A 16,509-nucleotide genomic window follows, 5' to 3' on the forward strand; every position below is an offset into this window, starting at 1 on the left:
CCCCGGCTTACGCGCCAGACTGCTACCGCATGGTACCTATGTTGATGCCTGAGCACGCCACACGCGACAAAGCATTTTTCATCATGACATGATAAACAGGCGTTATGTGGGACGCAGGACACACTGGAAAGTTGCATACCCCGTGCCGCGCAGGCTACGCGGAAGAGCCTAATACGCACCCACAGGAACGAACGCCGATCGACCTTCAGGAAGCCCCTGCCCGCTCCATAGTGCGGCTAGACAGGGCACTGTTCCGGCGGCAGGGACAAAGCCGGATTATGCAAAAAATCCGTGTCTGTCAGCGTATGGAGGAACGCTTCCAGCGCCTTTTCTTCTTTAGCGGACAAAGCGGGGCTTTGGGTATGGGCCACTAAGGCATCCCGCAGTGTGGGGGCAGACCCATCATGCAGATACGGGGCCGTGACGCCCACATTCCGCAAAGACGGCGTTCTGATCCGCATTGGGCGGGCCGCATTAATGCTGTGAAAAGACTGATCACTCAAGAGAAAGCCGCTGTGACACGAGGCACAGTGGCCTCGCCCGAAAAAGAGCGCCTCCCCTTGCTGCGCCGCGTCTGGCAGATGCGCCTTTTCCCGCCGCGCCTGATCCCACAGGCTGTTGGCAGATGTCAGCGTGCGTTCAAACGCAGCCAGTGCTTTGGGAACCGTTTGGGCATCAATCCGTCCATTTTCGTTTTTAAACGCCTGTGCAAACAGCTTTCGGTAGCAGGCGTCCGCCGATACGCGGCGCAGAAGCGTCGCCCCGTCTGGCATGCCCATTTCCACAGGAACATGCCCAAAAACCGGTGTACCCACCTGCTGCTCCAGCGTTGTGATGTGCTGATCCAGCCATGTCAGAGTTTTAAAGGCACCTACATTCCCCAAGGAGGGCACGTTGCGCACTCCGGGTTCATCCGTAATGCCCGCATGTGTGGCCATTCCATCAGAAAAGGCATGCCGTTGTTCATGGCAGGACGCGCAGGCCATGCTGCCGTCACCCGACAGATCGGCATCATAAAACAACCGCCGCCCAAGCTGGATACGTGCCTCTTCATCCGACAAAGGCGCGTTCTTTGGGGCTTCAATGTCCTTATGCGTAGCACCTTGCTCAGAGGCAGCTTCCCCGACCTTTTCCGTCTTGGAGGGTCTCATCTCGGTCGGCGCTAGAACCGGCGCGACCTGCGCGGCGTCACACCTATCCGCCGCACCCCAGACTGCGGACAGCAGGCCCACCCCGATCAGGAGACGCAAAGCCAAAAAACGGCGGAGAGGCACGCCTGCCCTCATGGAACCCGGATGACCATCACCGTCATGTCCGGCTTACCGCTTCCACTAACTTCCACCACCGCACGCCCGGCAGTCAGCGGGAAATCCACCATCTTGCCAATTCCGCTACAGGCCGGCCCGCGATGATGGTCCGAGGAAACAACGGTTTTGCCATCCTGCACCACATCCAGCCACGCCCGACTACCCAGCATGACGCGGTATGTCCCTGCCGCAGGAGCATCAAACGCAAACATGCCGCCGGAACTCACCTTGCCGCCCGGCTCCTCGGGCCGTGCGACATACTGCATTTCTGCGGTGGAGCGGAGATGCGCAGCGACAGATTTACCAACTGTCAGCTTTACTCCGTCCAGTTCTTTTGAGGTCGCGGCGGTGATCACGGATGCTGGCTCAGCCCACCCCTTGAGCGCATCTGGCAGGGAGATCGGTCCTTTTGGACAATTCTGCATCCCATGACTTGCCGAACCAGCCTGAGGTTGGCCTACCTCCGCAGCCTGCGCCAAGGGCATGACTTCCCCCCTAAAACCCCCTGTTGCGGCCAGAGCAAGTGATAAAACCGCAACAGTTTTTAACGCAATCTGCTTGCTGATTGCCATTGGCTTTACGCTCCATCTATATACGGTGAAATATTGTATATTCTGATATATTGTTAAAGGAACTTCCCCCTCAATGAAAGCCTTTCTCCCGGCAAGCACGCGCGCGCTTTCCGCCATGACATTGGCCAGTCTGCTCTCCACGGGAGCAGCCTTTGCCGCCCCCACTCCGCTCATGGACGCGCCAAAGCAGAGACCCGCCAAAAAGAAGGCTTCCTTCCCCGCAGCCGCCACGCCCGCCGCCCCACCGCAGACACGTCCTGACAGTGCCTATGATGCGCTGACTACCGGCACTCCAACCTATAAAAGCGTGGTGGCTGATCGCGCTGGGTCCGACATTTATGGTCCCGGCGAAATTACAGTGTTCGGCAACCCACATCGCAACGCGCTGGTAGGTACCTCCACTCTCTCCGCAAATGCTATTTATACTCTGAACAAAAATACGCTGGATGAGGCCGCTAATCTCATCCCCGGTGTGAACGCAGCCAATACCGGCGGCGCGCGCAATGAGCGCACAATTATGGTGCGCGGGTTCAACCGCTTTCAGGTGCCGCTTATGGTGGACGGTATCCGCATTTATCTGCCTGCTGACAACCGGCTGGATTACGGGCGCTTTTTAACCCCTGACATTGCGGAAATTCAGGTCGCCAAAGGGTATGCTTCCGTTCTGGACGGGCCAGACGCCATGGGCGGCATGGTCAACCTTGTGACCAGAAAACCCCATAAGGCGCTGGAAGGGGAACTTCGCGGCGGCACCATGCTGGGGCATGATGGCGGCTATTCAGGCTATAACGTGTTCGGGCTGATCGGCACCAAGCATGAAAAATGGTACGCACAGGCCAATTTCGCGATCAATAATGTGGACCATACGGACCTGTCCTCCAACTACGAGCCCACGCCCTCACAAGGCAAAGGCAAACGGCTTCTGACAGACTCTCAAGACTGGCGCGTTAATTTTAAAGTCGGCTACACACCAAACGCGACAGACGAATATACCGTTAACTACACCCGCCAGAGCGGGGAGAAACGTGCGCCCTTCAGCGTGACGGACCCTGTCAGCGCCCAGAAGGACTGGACATGGCCCGCGTGGGATCTGGACAGCCTTTCCCTAACCTCCCGCACCAGACTGAGCGACAGGCTCACCCTACGTTCCCGCCTGTATCGCAATACATTCTATAATCTTCTACAAAGTTTTGATAATGCCAACCTGAATACCCAGACCAGACCCAAAGCCTTCAACAGCTATTATAATGACACCGCATGGGGTGGAAACGTCCGGCTGGATGCGGAACTTTCCCGCAAGGATACGCTGGGCATCGCCTTTTATGGCCGCCGTGACGAACATACAGAGCATGAGCAGGTTTTCCCCAGCGGGACGTACCAGCCAACCACGTCCTCTGTTGAGGAAAGCTACAGTATCGCTGCGGAAAACGTGTTTCGTTTCCTGCCCACACTGGATCTGACAACCGGAGTCAGTTACGACTGGCGCGTGCTGGATCATGCGCAGGGGTATGCTGACGGTATTATCCGCTATCCTACCCGCAACCGGGGCGCTCCAAACGGGCAGGCCCGCCTGAGCTGGCGGCCGGATAAAATGTCCGAACTGCACATCAGCGTCTCAGACCGTGTGCGCTTCCCCACGCTGTTTGAGCGTTTCAGCACCCGGTTTGGCGGCGCTGTCTCCAACCCCGGCCTGCGCCCGGAACGCGCACAGAACTATGAGCTTGGCGGTTCTCACATTTTCGGACATATCGAAGTCGCGGGAGCACTTTTCTATTCCCACCTGACAGACCTTATTGCCTCGTTCCCAGTCCACTATAATGGCGTCACGGTCTCCCAAAGCCGGAACATCAACAGTGGGAATTATGCCGGGGCTGAAATTTCTCTCGCTATTCCGCTCCGCAAAAACCTTCTGCTCGGCGGCAACTATACCTATACGCATCAGGAGGTCAGCGCGCCGGGGTCTGAACCCCGCTATCGGCCCATGGATGTGCCGTCTCATAAGGCATTCGCCTATGTAGAATGGTCGCCTGTCAAAAAACTGCGCTTTGTGCCGAACGTGGCTATTTCCTCCAACCGCTGGACCATGAACTCACTCGGCACAACCTATTTCCGCACGGGCCATAACGTAAATATTTCCGCCCGAGTGGATTACCAGATCACACCTAACGTGCAGATTGGCGCGAACGCCTCCAACCTGCTGGACCAAAACTATCAGATGGTCGGTGGTTACCCGGAACAGGGGCGCAACTTTTACGTCAATCTGAAAATCTCGGGCTGAGGCATGTTCTGGCGACATAAGCCGGATCAAAAATGACACCGACGCGGAACTAAGCGCCGTTATAATTAGTGTGTTTGCACAACCGCCGGACTGAGCCTAAAAATGTTGTATGACATCAGCTCCTCCGGCCCAGACTGCCAGCCTCCGCCCCCGCGCCCTCCGCCATGCTGAGGGCGTGAAACTTCGCAAAAGCGCCCCCCGCACCCAACAGGCGGAATGGCAGCCCCCCAAACACAGGAAGGACCCTGTTTCCATTCTTGTGGAGCAGGGTACGCACCGCATCAGTGCGCTGCTGCCGGTCCGCTATGCTCGCATGGCGGTCTCCCCCTTTGCCTTCCTGCGCGGGGCAGCGGCCGTCATGGCGGCGGATCTGGCCGGAACACCCACCACTGGCCAAAAGGTGCAAAGCTGTGGCGATTGCCATCTGGCCAATTTCGGCAGCTATGCCTCTCCCGAAGGCCTGCCTGTTTTTGACATCAATGATTTTGATGAAACACTGTCCGCGCCTTTTGAATGGGACGTAAAGCGCCTAGGCACCTCTCTAGTGCTGGCGGGACGTGAAGGCGGCCTGCCCAACACTGCCGCCCGCGCGCTGGCCCGCAACATGGCACAGGCTTACGCGCAGGAAATGGCGTATCTGGCCCCCCTCAACCCGCTGGCCGTCTGGGCTGAGCGCATTGATCTTTCTGCCGCCATTGCCGGCTTTCAGGACAAGCAGGCCCGTAAAAAAGTGCAGAGCTTGCTGGATGCCCGGCTGGAAAGTGCCCGCACCCACTTCGGCCTTGTGGCGCAGGATTGCGGCACGCCGCGCCTGACGGAAAAGCCGCCGCTGGTAGTCCGCCTGCCGGAGCAGGATGACACCATTCGCGCCGCCTTTGCCCGTTACCTTGCAACACAGCCGCCAGAGCGCGCCATTCTGCTTTCCCGCTACCGCTTGCAGGACGTGATCTTCAAGGTTGTCGGCGTAGGCAGCGTTGGCACGTTCTGCGCGATCGGCCTGTTTTCCACGCCGGATAATGAGGTGCTTCTGCTCCAGATCAAGGAAGCGCAGACCTCCGTTCTGGCTCCGTATCTTGCCCCCTCCCCGTTCCATAATCAGGGAGAGCGGGTTGTTACGGGTCAGCGCATCATGCAGACAGCAACAGATGCCTTTCTGGGCTGGACACATAGCGGCGGCACGGATGAGGTGGACGGAGAAACGGGCACTCTGCCCGTCGGCCAGCGGCAGTTTTATGTCCGCCGCCTGAAAGACCAGCGTCTGGCCGCCATTGGTGCAGAATTCGCGCAGGTCGGTCTGCCTGATTACGCCGTCCTCTGCGGTCGCACACTCGCCCGCGCCCATGCCCGCTCCGGGGACGTTGCCACCCTTTCAGGCTATCTCGGCGCAGGCCGCGCCTTTGCAGACGCCATTGCCAGCTTCTCCACCGCCTATGCCGACCAGACCAATACGGACTGGAAAGGATTCTGTGCGGCAATTAAAGAAGGACGGATTTTTGCGCAGGCAGGGGAAACCGCTAAAAAAGCGCCTTCTGACACCAAGAAAAAATCCTGATTTTTCTAAAATATCTTGGTAGGGGTTGTCGTTTTTTTATGACACCCCTACCAAGCCTTAATAAAAAATTATCGATCCCATGATCATATGGCACGTTGGCAAAGCGGGAGAAAACGGACTGTCTGCACTATGGCAGAAGACATGATATCTTGCCCTGATCCAATGGTGTGGCGCAAAAATATCAATTATCATCCTGCCCTGCCCGCTCAGTTTTCCTGATATCCCAATAAAGAAAAGCAAGGAAAGGGACTGGCCATAAAAACGGAAAACTACCGTGCAAAGCCAGCCCCATTGCAGCAGCCATCACACCCGCAAGAAAAGCTACCCAAGACAGCAACGGCAAAAAAATACTTCCTGCGGCAGGGCGTGTAACCCTATCCGGTGCGATACAAGCGCCCATCCACTCCGCAACTCCAGATGCTGCTTTCAGAAGATTTGTCGTCACGACAATGGTTGGCATAGGGGTGCCCGAAAACTTGGCGATCGTCTCGCCTTGCACACCAAGAAGGACGGGAAGCACAAGAAATTCTCCCCAATATCGTAAGGCTGAGCCATGAACTGCCTGCGCCAGAACCATGAGGATCGTCATGATCAAAATCCCGCAAGCTGGTGCCCACAATAACCGCAACAAGCTGGCCAGAGTGGCGGCAAGAAAAAATATGCCCAATGCACCAGTTAGAAGCAGACCGCGTTGCCAGTTGCCACTGATAAATGATGCGCCCATATGCGTCGTGTTGCCCGTCATCGCACCCGCGAAGAGACCGCCCAGATCGACAAAACTCAGAGCATCGACATAACCCGCGACAAGCCCGAGAATGAATACCCGCCGGGCGGAAATCGAAACAGGGAGAAGGACAGTCGGCATTACTCTGACAGTTCCGGTAATAAAAGATAACGTCTATGAGCAATGCGTTCCATGGTCAGACCCTATATCTATACAATGATGGCGAACACGCCCACAGCATAACAGATAGGCTCCAACAGGTCGCGCAGGTCACCTGATAGCAGGCAAAGCGCCAACGCGTTTGACCGACGACTAAGGAAGAGTGACAGGTCTCCTGCTGGATAAGTTTCAGGGTTCGTTAATCGACTCAGATGAAGGCAGAAAATGCCTGTCTACTTGCCTCATCCCAACATGACAGGCCTGTTGACAGATAGTTTATTCACTCAAGATCAAGTGAGAGTCTTGTCGTGCACATTTTTGCTCCACGCCACGATAGAGATCGGGAAATAGAAATGGATGCCGTCTGCATCTTCCCATGCCCCCATACCCAAACGATCCTGACCTCCTGCGATGTCCTCTGCAAACAGCGCCTTCAGGGCATTCCAGTCCTCCGGCGCGACCTGATCTTGCAGATGGGAGGCAAGACGATACTGATGCATCACCACAGGAGATAACCCCGCACCCTCCCCCAGCGACAAGAGTTGAGGCAGTGTCAGGGCGCTAGTATGCGAAGGATCACGCAAAGTTTCCGCCCGATCATAGCCTTCCTGACATTCTGGTGCCGGGGTGGCGTCAATCACAATAATCCGGCCACCGGGACGGCAGACGCGTACCATTTCCGCCAGAGCTTTCTCCGGTTCCTGCATGTGGTGAAAGCTGTAGCGTGTCACCACTCGGTCAAAACTGTCCGCCTGAAACGGTAAATGCAGTGCATTGCCAACATGATATGCCACCGTGACACCCATATTGTCCGCACGCAGGCGTGCCTGTTCGATCATGGCCGGTGTCAGATCAATGCCTGTAACCTGCGCGCCAACGCGGGCCAGTTCACACGCAACAATCCCGGGACCGCAGGCAACATCAAGCACTTTCATGCCTCTTGTTAATGCGCAGGCAGCAAGGGTCTGCGCCATGCTTTCCGCTTCCGCGTGAATAGCCAACTCGGCAAACGGCTTCGCCCAGCGTGTAAACTGCGCAACAATCTGAGCGTCATGAGGTGTGCGAGAAGCAGACATCTTTATTCCTTTCCTTGTCGATTCAGGATAAAGACGTGAGCACTGGCCGTCTAACGCCATACGGCCAGAAACAAGCGAATATCGGCCAATGAAAAATCTGACAGCCAGAGAAACACAAAGCGTCCTTGTCGAGAACAGACTGGATGGCCCGGGGAAACCCGGCTTTGCATTCCGCAATCCCTCGTCAGCCATCTTTTACGACTGGCACGCCCATCCATGCCACCAGATCACATATGCAAGACGCGGCGCAACGCAGATTGAGGGGCCGGACGGCCATCATCTGTTGCCCACGGCTCATGCCATCTGGATTCCCGCCGAAACACGCCATAGGACCATGATCCGTGATCTGGATGGTGTTTCCGTCTATTTTGACCCTGCATATTTTCCGCATAACCGCGTGAACACTATCCAGACATTCCCCATAACGACATTGGTGCAGGAGATGCTGCTCCACACCCTGCGCTGGCCACCGGGCACAGTAGAACAAACCCCCATTGCCCAGAGTTTTTTCCAGACTCTGGGTATGCTCTGCATGGAGCAAATGCAGGCGAGATCAGACAGGTTTTTCACACTGCCGCGCGCAACCCATCCGTCTGTGATACGCGCCATGGACGCAGCCCTTGTCAGCCCCGGTCAGGCAAACCTGCCTCTGGCGCTACGTTATGCCGGAATGTCAGAACGCAGCTTTCGCCGCTATTTTCAGGAAGAAACCGGCATGACATGGCAGGAGTGGATCACTCAGGCTCGCCTCTTCCACGCGGCAAACCTGCTTGCAGAGGGGCAGCGCGTAACGGACGTGGCCGCAAGTGTCGGTTACGCATCGCTTAGCGCCTTTGCAAAAGCTTTTACCGGCTTGATGGGTCTGTCGCCGGTTCGCTTTCGGAACTTGCAAACCCTTGGGCCATCACATGACCGCCACGAAAGCGGTAGCAGACAGAGCGACCCATAAAAAAGGGCCTCGCAAGAGGCCCTTTTTCGTCATGTAAAGCCAGAAAAACTCAGGCGTTTTCGTAGTTTTTCTGCACAAATTCGTTCAGCAGACGCACACCAAAGCCGGAGGCACCTTTGGGCTGACCGTTACGCGGGGTTTTGTTCCATGCCATTCCGGCAATATCCAGATGCGCCCACGGAGTTTCCCCCACAAAGCGCTTCAGGAACTGGGCGGCGGTGATGGAGCCTCCCGGACGGCCACCGATGTTCTTCATGTCCGCAATGTCGGATTTCAGCATGGCATCATACTCAGCGCCCATCGGCATGCGCCACAGCTTGTCACCCGTTGCGGTACCTGCGGCGGTCAGATGGGCCGAGAGAGCATCATTATTGGAGAACAGGCCAGCATATTCATGGCCAAGGCTGATGATGATGGCCCCTGTCAGCGTAGCGAGATCCACCATCAGCTTCGGTGCAAAACGGTCCCGCGCGTACCAGAGAATATCTGCCAGAACGAGGCGCCCTTCGGCGTCTGTGTTCAGCACTTCAATGGTCTGGCCGGAAGCACTGCGCACAACGTCCCCGGGGCGCTGGGCCGTGCCGGACACCATGTTTTCCACCAACCCGATCACACCAACAGCATTCACTTTCGCCTTACGGCCAGCAAGCGCGGTCATCAGGCCGGTCACGGTGGCAGCACCAGCCATGTCTTCTTTCATTTCTTCCATGCCCGCTGCGGGCTTGATGGAAATGCCGCCGGAATCAAACGTTACGCCTTTGCCAATAAAGGCCAGCGGGGCTTCATCCTTCGCGCCGCCATTCCAACGCATGATGACGGTGCGCGGGGCGTTCGCACTCCCCTGCGCCACACCCAGCAGCGCACCAAAGCCGAGCTTTTCCATCTCGGCCTGCTCAAGCACCTCAATCTCAAGCCCAAGGCTGCGCAGAGTCGTAACACGGGCGGTAAATTCTTCGGGGTTCAGGACGTTGGCTGGTTCCGTCACCAGATCACGCGTCAGGATTACGCCACGCGCCACAGCGGCCAGCGGCGCAAAAGCGGCTTCTGCCGCGGCCACGTCTGCCGTCAGAACCGTTACGGTAGCCAGACGGTGCTTTTTCTCAACAGCCGGTGCGCTGTGATAGAGTGAGAAATGATACGCGCCCAGCACGGCACCCTGCGCAACAGATGCAGCAAAGTTTTGTGGCACATTGCCCAGCGCAACAGTCGCTTTTTCCTGCGCGCTCAGCGCAGAGGCCGCAACGCCACCAGCGGCTTCGGCTTCCTTCGCGCCAAAAGCGTCCAGTTTGCCAACGCCCACCAGCACAATGCGGGAAAAGCCAGCGCCCGGTGCCAGCACAACACAGGTAGAGCCGTCTTTGCCGGTAAAGTCATCTGCTTCTGCCGCGCGGCTCAGCGCACCGCCGGTCGCCTTGTCAGCCGCGGCGAAAATAGCGGGACGATCCTGCCCTTCAGCCAGCAGAAGAGCCAGTGCCCCGTCTTCTGGCAGGGTTTCGGGAGAAAATGAAATCTGAAGCATGATGGCTGGCCTCCATAAACGTCTCAAGCTTTATACCTACCTTGGGTACGTCCCGCCTCGCCCCTTGGCAAGAGCACGGCAGGGGCACTCTTAAAAAAACTGGCAGGGCATGACGCGCCGCCGTTCCTAGCGTATGGTGGCGGAATGAACACCCATACCGATGCAGGCCTGCTGGCTCTTGCCGCCAGACTGGCGGATGAAGCCGCCGAAATTATCCGCACCATCCGTGCGCGGGGTTTTGAAACGCTGACCAAAACCGACTCCTCCCCGGTGACGGAAGCGGACCATGCGGCAGAAGCCCATATCCTCAAAGGTCTGCGCGCGGCTGTGCCGGATATTCCCGTGATAGCCGAAGAAGAAATGGCTGCTGGGCTGCGCCATGCGGTATCTGACACCTACTGGCTGGTGGACCCGCTGGACGGCACGCGGGAATTTGCCGCCGGGCGGGATGATTTTACGGTGAATATCGGCCTTGTGCGCGGCGGTCGCGCCGTGCTGGGCGCCATGGCTCTCCCCGCTTATTATCAGCTTTATACGGGGGGCGTTGGTCTGCCTGCTGAACGCCGCGATAAAAACGGCACCACTGTGATCCAGACCCGCACCCCGCCACCTGAAGGGCTGAGTGTTCTGGCCTCCCGCCATTATGCGGATGACCCACGCCTATCTGCCTGTCTGGGCGAGCGCCGCGTGGCCTCCGTGGGCAATATCGGCTCTGCTGTAAAATTCGCGCGCGTGGCGGAAGGGGCTGTGGATTTTTACCCCCGCCTTGGCCCCACCATGGAGTGGGACACCGCAGCGCCACAGGCTATTGTGGAAGCCGCTGGCGGTCACGTCACGCTGCTGGATGGTAGCCCGCTGCTTTACGGCAAAGCGGACTGGAAAAATCCGCCTTTTATCTGCACCGGAAAACTCTGAGTTTCCATGACAGAACGTCTTGCCGCCACCCCATCCGGCATTGCCACCGCCGCCCACATCCTGCGGGAAGGTGGCCTTGTGGCGTTTGGCACGGAGACTGTTTACGGGCTGGGCGGAGACGCCACACAACCCGCAGCCGTTGCGCGTATTTTTGAAGCCAAGAACCGCCCGCGCTTTAACCCGCTAATTAGCCATTTTGCCAGCGCGGAAGCTGCCTTTACGCAGGTGCAGGCCAATCCGCTTGCCCTGAAACTGGCAGAAGCCTTCTGGCCCGGCCCGCTGACACTCGTGCTCCCTCGCACCCCCGACAGCACGGTGAGCGATCTGGCTGCGGATGGCCTCTCCTCCCTTGCCGTGCGTGTGCCACGGGGAGATGCCGTTCTGGCTTTGCTGGAAGCCGTCGGGCGGCCGGTTGCAGCCCCCTCCGCCAACCGCTCCGGCCGCATCAGCCCGTCTGACGCCAGCCATGTTCTGGAAGAACTGGAAGGCCGGATTGATGCCGTGCTGGATACCGGCCCGTGCACCGTAGGGCTGGAAAGCACTGTGCTGGATCTGACCGACCCAAGCCGCCCCTGCCTGCTGCGCCCCGGCGGTATTCCGGTTGAAGCGCTGGAAGTGCTGTGTGGTCCCCTCGCCTACCCGGAAACGAACGCCGATACAGCCCCGCTCTCGCCGGGCCGGATGCTTTCGCATTACGCCCCCAGCCTGCCCGTGCGCCTGAACGCCACCAGCATTAGCCCGCAGGAAGGTTTGCTGGCTTTTGGCCCGACACCGCTGCCGGATGCTGTTGTGACATGGAACCTCAGCCCCACGGGCAATCTGGAAGAAGCCGCTGCTCGCCTGTTTTCCGGCCTGCGTTTTCTGGACAGCCAGCAGGCGACCTTTGAGTTGACCGGCCTTGCCGTGCAGCCCATCCCCACGCAGGGGCTTGGCCTTGCCATTCAGGACCGTCTGCGCCGCGCCGCAGCCCCTCGGCCGACGGATGCAGACAAACCATGAGCCGGATGGACCAAAGAGAAATCAAGATTCTCTCTGATATTCTGGCACTGGTGCTGGAAGAGCAGTCAGGACAATCCGAGACCGCGCTGGAAGCTATCAAATCCCGGGCACGCCGCGACGGCATAACCGGCGGCGCACTGAAAAACCTGTTCCAGAGCCTCGCCCCGCATGTTGACGCCCAAAACACGCCCCGCACGGCAGCGGATATCGCGGAAATCCGCACACTGGAAAACACCGTTCACACCCTGCGCATCCAGTTGCATGACCGGGGAGAAATTCTGAACCGGATGGAACATAACCTGCGTATTGTGCGCGGGAATAATGAAAATCTGAAATCCCAACTCCATGTTGCGCAGACAGCCTATGCCGAAGCAAACCACAAGCTGGGCATGAAGATGATGGACAGCAGCTACCCCCGGTTGATGATCATCTCTGTCGCCGTCATCGCCGGATTGCTGGCCGGGATTGCCGGAACACAGCTTTTCCATCTGTTTTACGCGGCGTTTCATCCCGTAACAGACAACGCACGTTACCTGTATTAAGGAAAATCCGTGACCAGCGCATGGCTTTCCGCCCTATAAGACCCTGACCCCGACCAAGGCTTATCCCATGTCCGACACCGCCCTGCCCGCCGCCCTTCTTACTGCTCTGTCTGAACTGCTTGGCCCCACCGGGCTGCTGACCGATGCCGGGGATACAGACTCGTTCTGCACAGACTGGCGCATGCTCTACCACGGTCGCTGCGCGGCTGTGCTGCGTCCGGCGACAACACAAGACTGCGCAAAAGCCGTGGCCCTCTGTGCGGAATACGGCGTGCCGATGGTGCCGCAGGGGGGTAATACCAGTATGGTGGGCGGTGCCACACCGGATGCAAGCGGCAAGGCTGTGGTCATTTCCACCAACCGCATGACGCGTATTCACACCATTGACCACGCCGACCTGACCATGACGGTGGAAGCTGGTGTTACCCTCAAAGCCGCGCAGGATGCCGCTGCGGCGGAAGGGCTGATGCTGCCCCTGTCCATCTCGTCCGAAGGGTCAGCCGAAATTGGCGGGATTCTGGCCACCAATGCGGGCGGCAACAATACGGTGCGCTACGGCAACGCGCGGGAACTCGCTCTGGGGTTGGAAGCCGTGCTGCCGGACGGACAGGTGCTCAACCTGATGCGCCGTCTGCGCAAGGACAATACGGGCTATGCGTTACGACAATTACTGATCGGGTCAGAGGGCACGTTGGGCCTTATTACCACCGCCATTCTTCAGCTTCAGCCCGCCCCCCGCTCACGCGAGACAGCCCTATGCGCACTGGCGGACCCGCAGGCTGTGCTGACCCTGTTCGCCGCCTTCCGCAAACAGGACCCGGCGGCCATTCAGGCCTTTGAATATATGTCTGGCACCAGCATGGCGCTGGTTAACAGCCTGATTGACGGCGCATCCCTGCCGCTGTCCGAACCCGCTCCGGCTTATGCTCTGGTGGAACTGGGCAGCCCTCGGGCGGATGACAGCCTGCGCACCTTGATGGAAGAGGTGCTGGGGCAAGCGTTGGAAGATGGTCTGGTGACAGATGCCGTGCTGGCGGAAAGCGAGAGCCAGCGTCAGGCGCTGTGGATGATCCGTGAAGAACATGCGGAAGCCCAGAAACGCGCGGGCGCGTCCGTCAAGAACGACGTATCCGTCCCTCTTTCCGCCATCCCCGAGTTTATCACTAAAGCCACCGCTGCCTGTGAAGCGCTGATCCCCGGCATCCGCGTAGCCCCGTTCGGGCATATTGGGGATGGCAACATCCACTTTAATCTGGTGCAGCCGGAAGGGATGGACCCGAAAGACTTTCTCGCACAGGATCATGCGATGATGGACACCGTTGCCAACATTGTCCGCACACTGGATGGATCATTTTCCGCCGAACACGGTGTCGGCCAGCTTAAAACCTACATGATGCCATCATGGCGTGGTGGTGCTGAACTGGATGCCATGCGTAAAATCAAGGCCGCGCTGGACCCGCAGACTGTAATGAATCCGGGCAAGATTTTCCCGCAAGCGTAACCGCAAAGGCAGCGCTCCCCTGATAGCATCAGGCAAAGGGCGCTGTTTTTCTCAGACAAAATCAGAAGTCGGGAACGACGCTTATTTCCGGCGCGAGAAAAAATCCATTTCCGGATAGCGCAGGGCGGAAAGCTGGAGCAGCAAAGCTGGCAGAAGGATTACAGCCAGTTCCAACCCCATCAGGGCAATGGCGGCCACTGTCAAAAGCGGTGCAATAATCCGCTCCACATGGGCCGCGCGCGGGCTGCTACAGGCCAAAACAGAGCAGAGGCCACCCACGGCAATAAAGGCCGCCGCAATAATTGCGCGGAACGGATGGCGTAGCATGGTGGGCGTCAGCCCGCCCATCACACTGCCCAGAGAAGACATATCCGATGACCAACCCGCCAGCCCAAACAGAAAACTGAACGGCAGAATCAGCACACCAAACACATCTTTAAGCAGCATCAGGAAACTCATCACCACCGGGGGCAGCAGCACAAAGGCAACCCCCAGAGCGACATCAACCACCAGAAAGACCAGCGCAGGTGTGACAGAATTATTCTTCATGCCCGCACTCTACATGCATAATGGCTCAGGAGTTCAGTCTTTCCACCACTTGACGGGCTGCGGCTCATCCGCTTCGGCAACCAGCATCTCGTCTTCCTGCTCGTCTTCAAGCGGTTTCAGGCGCGGGCGGCCGCGCGGGCGGGCTTCCAGTTTCTTGCGCAGAGCCTGCATTTCTTCTTCCAGCGTTTCCACTGTGCGCTGGGCGCTGCGCAGAGCACGACCGGCTTCTGTCAGCTCTTCTTCACGCTCAGCCAGCTTGGACTTGAGTTCACGCACCACCATGTCCGCATGGGCCTGCCGGGTTTCCAGCCCGCGCTGCGCGGTCTGCAAAGTTTCAAGCTGGCGTTCAGCATCCTCAAAACGCAGTTTTTCATCTGCAAGCTGGCGGCGCAGTCTGGAAACTTCCGTTGCGTCCTCATCAGAAAAATGCACGGCGCGGGATGTGCTGGCTGCGCGCGGCATGGCCAGAGTGCGCGGCGTGGTGCGGGCCAGAGAATGTTTCTCCACCAGCACTTCACCATCTTTTGCAAAACGGCGCCGCTTGCCCTGTGCAGGGTCAACCGCTGGGCGCGGGGTTCCGGCACGGGCACGAGAGGGTGCGCCTAACCGGTCCAGTGCGCTGCGCAGAGAGGCTTCTTCAAAAGCCTCATCATGTTTTTCGTCACCCATCGAAGGGGATAAAAATGAGGGGGTCTTCATAAATTCGGACGTCACGCGTCTTTATACTTTCCTGACTCTGTTAAACGTAACAACCGGATTTTCCATACAGATCAGCAAGATTATGCAACAGCTTCTGTCAGACCATCCGGAAAGCGTTTTTCCTTACTTGCGGTAAGGCTGGGCAATAACCCAACAGGTTCCATGATATTTGTTGGTAACACCCAGCCCGAGCTTTAAAAGCACTTAAGCGGGTTTGTGCAGCCTGCTTACCATGCATTCCGTAATTTTCAAACAGTTTCCGGCAGACCTGCCTCATTTTCCGCAAAAATCCGGCCCGCACCCGGACAGTTCCTCCGAGTTCTGAGAACAGATACAAGAAAAAATCATCAATTTTCTTTAAATCTAAATTCTGTTTCAAAAATATTTAATCTGGACACTATAGTCGATTTTAAGTTCTGTTATGCCAGTAACAGCGGCTAATTTCTCCTTATCGTGACATGTCAGACAGGCCTTTCTTGAAACCAGAAAAGCCTGCCCTATTAAACCAGCCTTTACCTTTCCGCACGCTGCGCGGCAGGAGTCCAGACAAGATCTGTTCTGCCATCCTGATTAAAATGCCGGGCCAGAACAAAGAAATAATCAGACACTCTATTCAGTATTTTCAACAAGTCCGGGCTCACGGCCTCCTCCTGCGCCAATGCGACAACGCGCCGCTCTGTGGTGCGGGCCTGTGTCCGCGCCAGATGCGCCCATGCGGCGGCGGGCGTGCCACCGGGGAGAATAAAGCTGGTTAACGGAGCCTGAGCCTCCCGCAGGTGCTCCACCCAGCATTCCAGTTCTGCCACAATAGTCTCGCCCAATGGACTGGCTGCCTGAGCCTCCGTTTTTTGAGGCTGGCAGAGCAGAGCGCCCATATCAAACAACCAGTTCTGAAGTTGCGCCAAATGCGCGGCAACTGGACTGTCCGCTGTACCATGGCTGCGCAACAGGCCCACCACGGCATTCAATTCATCCAGAGAGCCCATGGCTTCAATCCGGGCACTATTTTTTGCCACACGGGAGCCATCCCCCAGAGAGGTCTGCCCGCTATCTCCCCCACGCGTCACAACGCGATCAATACGAATACTCATAGCTCACTCACTTTATCCTACTGCTACTTTAACCTCACAGGCAGGTTTATGCTTCCGCCCTACCCGGTTCTGCCTCT

General features: G+C 57.7%; 15 protein-coding genes. 7 read left to right on the forward strand and 8 right to left on the reverse strand.

Annotated elements, in window-relative coordinates; genetic code table 11:
- Positions 1-236: 236 nt before the first annotated feature.
- Both AD949_RS09030 and AD949_RS09035 read right to left on the reverse strand, forming a co-directional pair.
- The gene (locus AD949_RS09030) at positions 237-1,274 is read right to left on the reverse strand and encodes a cytochrome-c peroxidase (protein ID WP_244463292.1); all 1,038 of its coding nucleotides are present in this window, start codon (positions 1,272-1,274) and stop codon (positions 237-239) included.
- Positions 1,275-1,282: 8 nt separating this feature from the next.
- Positions 1,283-1,879, reverse strand: coding sequence for a hypothetical protein (locus tag AD949_RS09035; protein WP_052944526.1), 597 nt, complete (start codon positions 1,877-1,879; stop codon positions 1,283-1,285).
- A 73-nt stretch (positions 1,880-1,952) separates the two neighbouring features.
- Here AD949_RS09035 and AD949_RS09040 point away from each other — a divergent pair, with 73 nt between their 5' ends.
- Both AD949_RS09040 and AD949_RS09045 read left to right on the forward strand, forming a co-directional pair.
- The gene (locus AD949_RS09040) at positions 1,953-4,157 is read left to right on the forward strand and encodes a TonB-dependent receptor plug domain-containing protein (RefSeq protein WP_052944525.1); all 2,205 of its coding nucleotides are present in this window, start codon (positions 1,953-1,955) and stop codon (positions 4,155-4,157) included.
- 109 nt (positions 4,158-4,266) lie between these two features.
- A complete protein-coding gene (locus AD949_RS09045) occupies positions 4,267-5,709 on the forward strand; it encodes a DUF2252 domain-containing protein (protein WP_048835157.1) in 1,443 nt (480 codons plus the stop codon).
- A gap of 181 nt (positions 5,710-5,890) precedes the next feature.
- Here AD949_RS09045 and AD949_RS09050 read toward each other — a convergent pair whose 3' ends face one another.
- Complete coding sequence (locus AD949_RS09050; RefSeq protein WP_048835156.1) at positions 5,891-6,574, reverse strand: YoaK family protein; 684 nt, start codon at positions 6,572-6,574, stop codon at positions 5,891-5,893.
- Between the two features lie 308 nt (positions 6,575-6,882).
- The gene (locus AD949_RS09055) at positions 6,883-7,668 is read right to left on the reverse strand and encodes a class I SAM-dependent methyltransferase (RefSeq protein WP_048835155.1); all 786 of its coding nucleotides are present in this window, start codon (positions 7,666-7,668) and stop codon (positions 6,883-6,885) included.
- An 88-nt stretch (positions 7,669-7,756) separates the two neighbouring features.
- Between AD949_RS09055 and AD949_RS09060 the strand changes: the two genes are divergently transcribed.
- Positions 7,757-8,617 (forward strand): AraC family transcriptional regulator, encoded by an 861-nt coding sequence (locus AD949_RS09060; RefSeq protein ID WP_048835154.1) that lies wholly within the window; start codon positions 7,757-7,759, stop codon positions 8,615-8,617.
- A gap of 49 nt (positions 8,618-8,666) precedes the next feature.
- Here the strand turns inward: AD949_RS09060 and AD949_RS09065 are convergent, their stop codons facing one another.
- Positions 8,667-10,136, reverse strand: a complete 1,470-nt coding sequence (locus AD949_RS09065; protein WP_048835153.1) for a leucyl aminopeptidase — start codon at positions 10,134-10,136, stop codon at positions 8,667-8,669.
- Between the two features lie 144 nt (positions 10,137-10,280).
- Here AD949_RS09065 and AD949_RS09070 point away from each other — a divergent pair, with 144 nt between their 5' ends.
- The 4 genes from AD949_RS09070 (at position 10,281) to AD949_RS09085 (ending at position 14,093) form a co-directional block, all read left to right on the forward strand.
- Positions 10,281-11,051: a 3'(2'),5'-bisphosphate nucleotidase CysQ family protein gene (locus tag AD949_RS09070; protein WP_048835152.1), complete on the forward strand. Its 771-nt coding sequence runs from the start codon at positions 10,281-10,283 to the stop codon at positions 11,049-11,051.
- 6 nt (positions 11,052-11,057) lie between these two features.
- Positions 11,058-12,050, forward strand: a complete 993-nt coding sequence (locus AD949_RS09075) for an L-threonylcarbamoyladenylate synthase (protein ID WP_048835151.1) — start codon at positions 11,058-11,060, stop codon at positions 12,048-12,050.
- Entirely contained in the window at positions 12,047-12,592 is a 546-nt protein-coding gene (locus AD949_RS09080) for a hypothetical protein (RefSeq protein ID WP_048835150.1), read from the forward strand. Before AD949_RS09075 ends, AD949_RS09080 begins: the two co-directional genes overlap by 4 nt.
- A 67-nt stretch (positions 12,593-12,659) precedes the next feature.
- Positions 12,660-14,093, forward strand: coding sequence for an FAD-binding oxidoreductase (locus tag AD949_RS09085; RefSeq protein WP_048835149.1), 1,434 nt, complete (start codon positions 12,660-12,662; stop codon positions 14,091-14,093).
- 81 nt (positions 14,094-14,174) lie between these two features.
- On the opposite strand, the gene AD949_RS09090 is transcribed toward AD949_RS09085, so the two are convergent.
- From AD949_RS09090 to AD949_RS09100, 3 genes are all read right to left on the reverse strand, one after another.
- Complete coding sequence (locus AD949_RS09090) at positions 14,175-14,642, reverse strand: hypothetical protein (protein ID WP_048835148.1); 468 nt, start codon at positions 14,640-14,642, stop codon at positions 14,175-14,177.
- A gap of 33 nt (positions 14,643-14,675) precedes the next feature.
- Positions 14,676-15,356 (reverse strand): hypothetical protein, encoded by a 681-nt coding sequence (locus tag AD949_RS09095; protein ID WP_244463291.1) that lies wholly within the window; start codon positions 15,354-15,356, stop codon positions 14,676-14,678.
- A gap of 497 nt (positions 15,357-15,853) precedes the next feature.
- Entirely contained in the window at positions 15,854-16,432 is a 579-nt protein-coding gene (locus tag AD949_RS09100) for a cob(I)yrinic acid a,c-diamide adenosyltransferase (RefSeq protein ID WP_048835146.1), read from the reverse strand.
- Positions 16,433-16,509 lie beyond the last annotated feature (77 nt).

Origin of the sequence: Acetobacter orleanensis (assembly GCF_001581005.1) — a bacterium.
GTDB classification, from domain to species: Bacteria; Pseudomonadota; Alphaproteobacteria; order Acetobacterales; family Acetobacteraceae; genus Acetobacter; species Acetobacter orleanensis.

Coding starts and splice junctions, on each gene's coding strand:
- AD949_RS09060 (WP_048835154.1), top strand. CDS start 7,757: ATGAAAAATCTGACAGCCAGAGAAACACAAAGCGTCCTTGTCGAGAAC.
- AD949_RS09065 (WP_048835153.1), bottom strand. CDS start 10,136: ATGCTTCAGATTTCATTTTCTCCCGAAACCCTGCCAGAAGACGGGGCA.
- AD949_RS09040 (WP_052944525.1), top strand. CDS start 1,953: ATGAAAGCCTTTCTCCCGGCAAGCACGCGCGCGCTTTCCGCCATGACA.
- AD949_RS09080 (WP_048835150.1), top strand. CDS start 12,047: ATGAGCCGGATGGACCAAAGAGAAATCAAGATTCTCTCTGATATTCTG.
- AD949_RS09085 (WP_048835149.1), top strand. CDS start 12,660: ATGTCCGACACCGCCCTGCCCGCCGCCCTTCTTACTGCTCTGTCTGAA.
- AD949_RS09045 (WP_048835157.1), top strand. CDS start 4,267: ATGACATCAGCTCCTCCGGCCCAGACTGCCAGCCTCCGCCCCCGCGCC.
- AD949_RS09090 (WP_048835148.1), bottom strand. CDS start 14,642: ATGAAGAATAATTCTGTCACACCTGCGCTGGTCTTTCTGGTGGTTGAT.
- AD949_RS09050 (WP_048835156.1), bottom strand. CDS start 6,574: ATGCCGACTGTCCTTCTCCCTGTTTCGATTTCCGCCCGGCGGGTATTC.
- AD949_RS09070 (WP_048835152.1), top strand. CDS start 10,281: ATGAACACCCATACCGATGCAGGCCTGCTGGCTCTTGCCGCCAGACTG.
- AD949_RS09035 (WP_052944526.1), bottom strand. CDS start 1,879: ATGGCAATCAGCAAGCAGATTGCGTTAAAAACTGTTGCGGTTTTATCA.
- AD949_RS09100 (WP_048835146.1), bottom strand. CDS start 16,432: ATGAGTATTCGTATTGATCGCGTTGTGACGCGTGGGGGAGATAGCGGG.
- AD949_RS09055 (WP_048835155.1), bottom strand. CDS start 7,668: ATGTCTGCTTCTCGCACACCTCATGACGCTCAGATTGTTGCGCAGTTT.
- AD949_RS09075 (WP_048835151.1), top strand. CDS start 11,058: ATGACAGAACGTCTTGCCGCCACCCCATCCGGCATTGCCACCGCCGCC.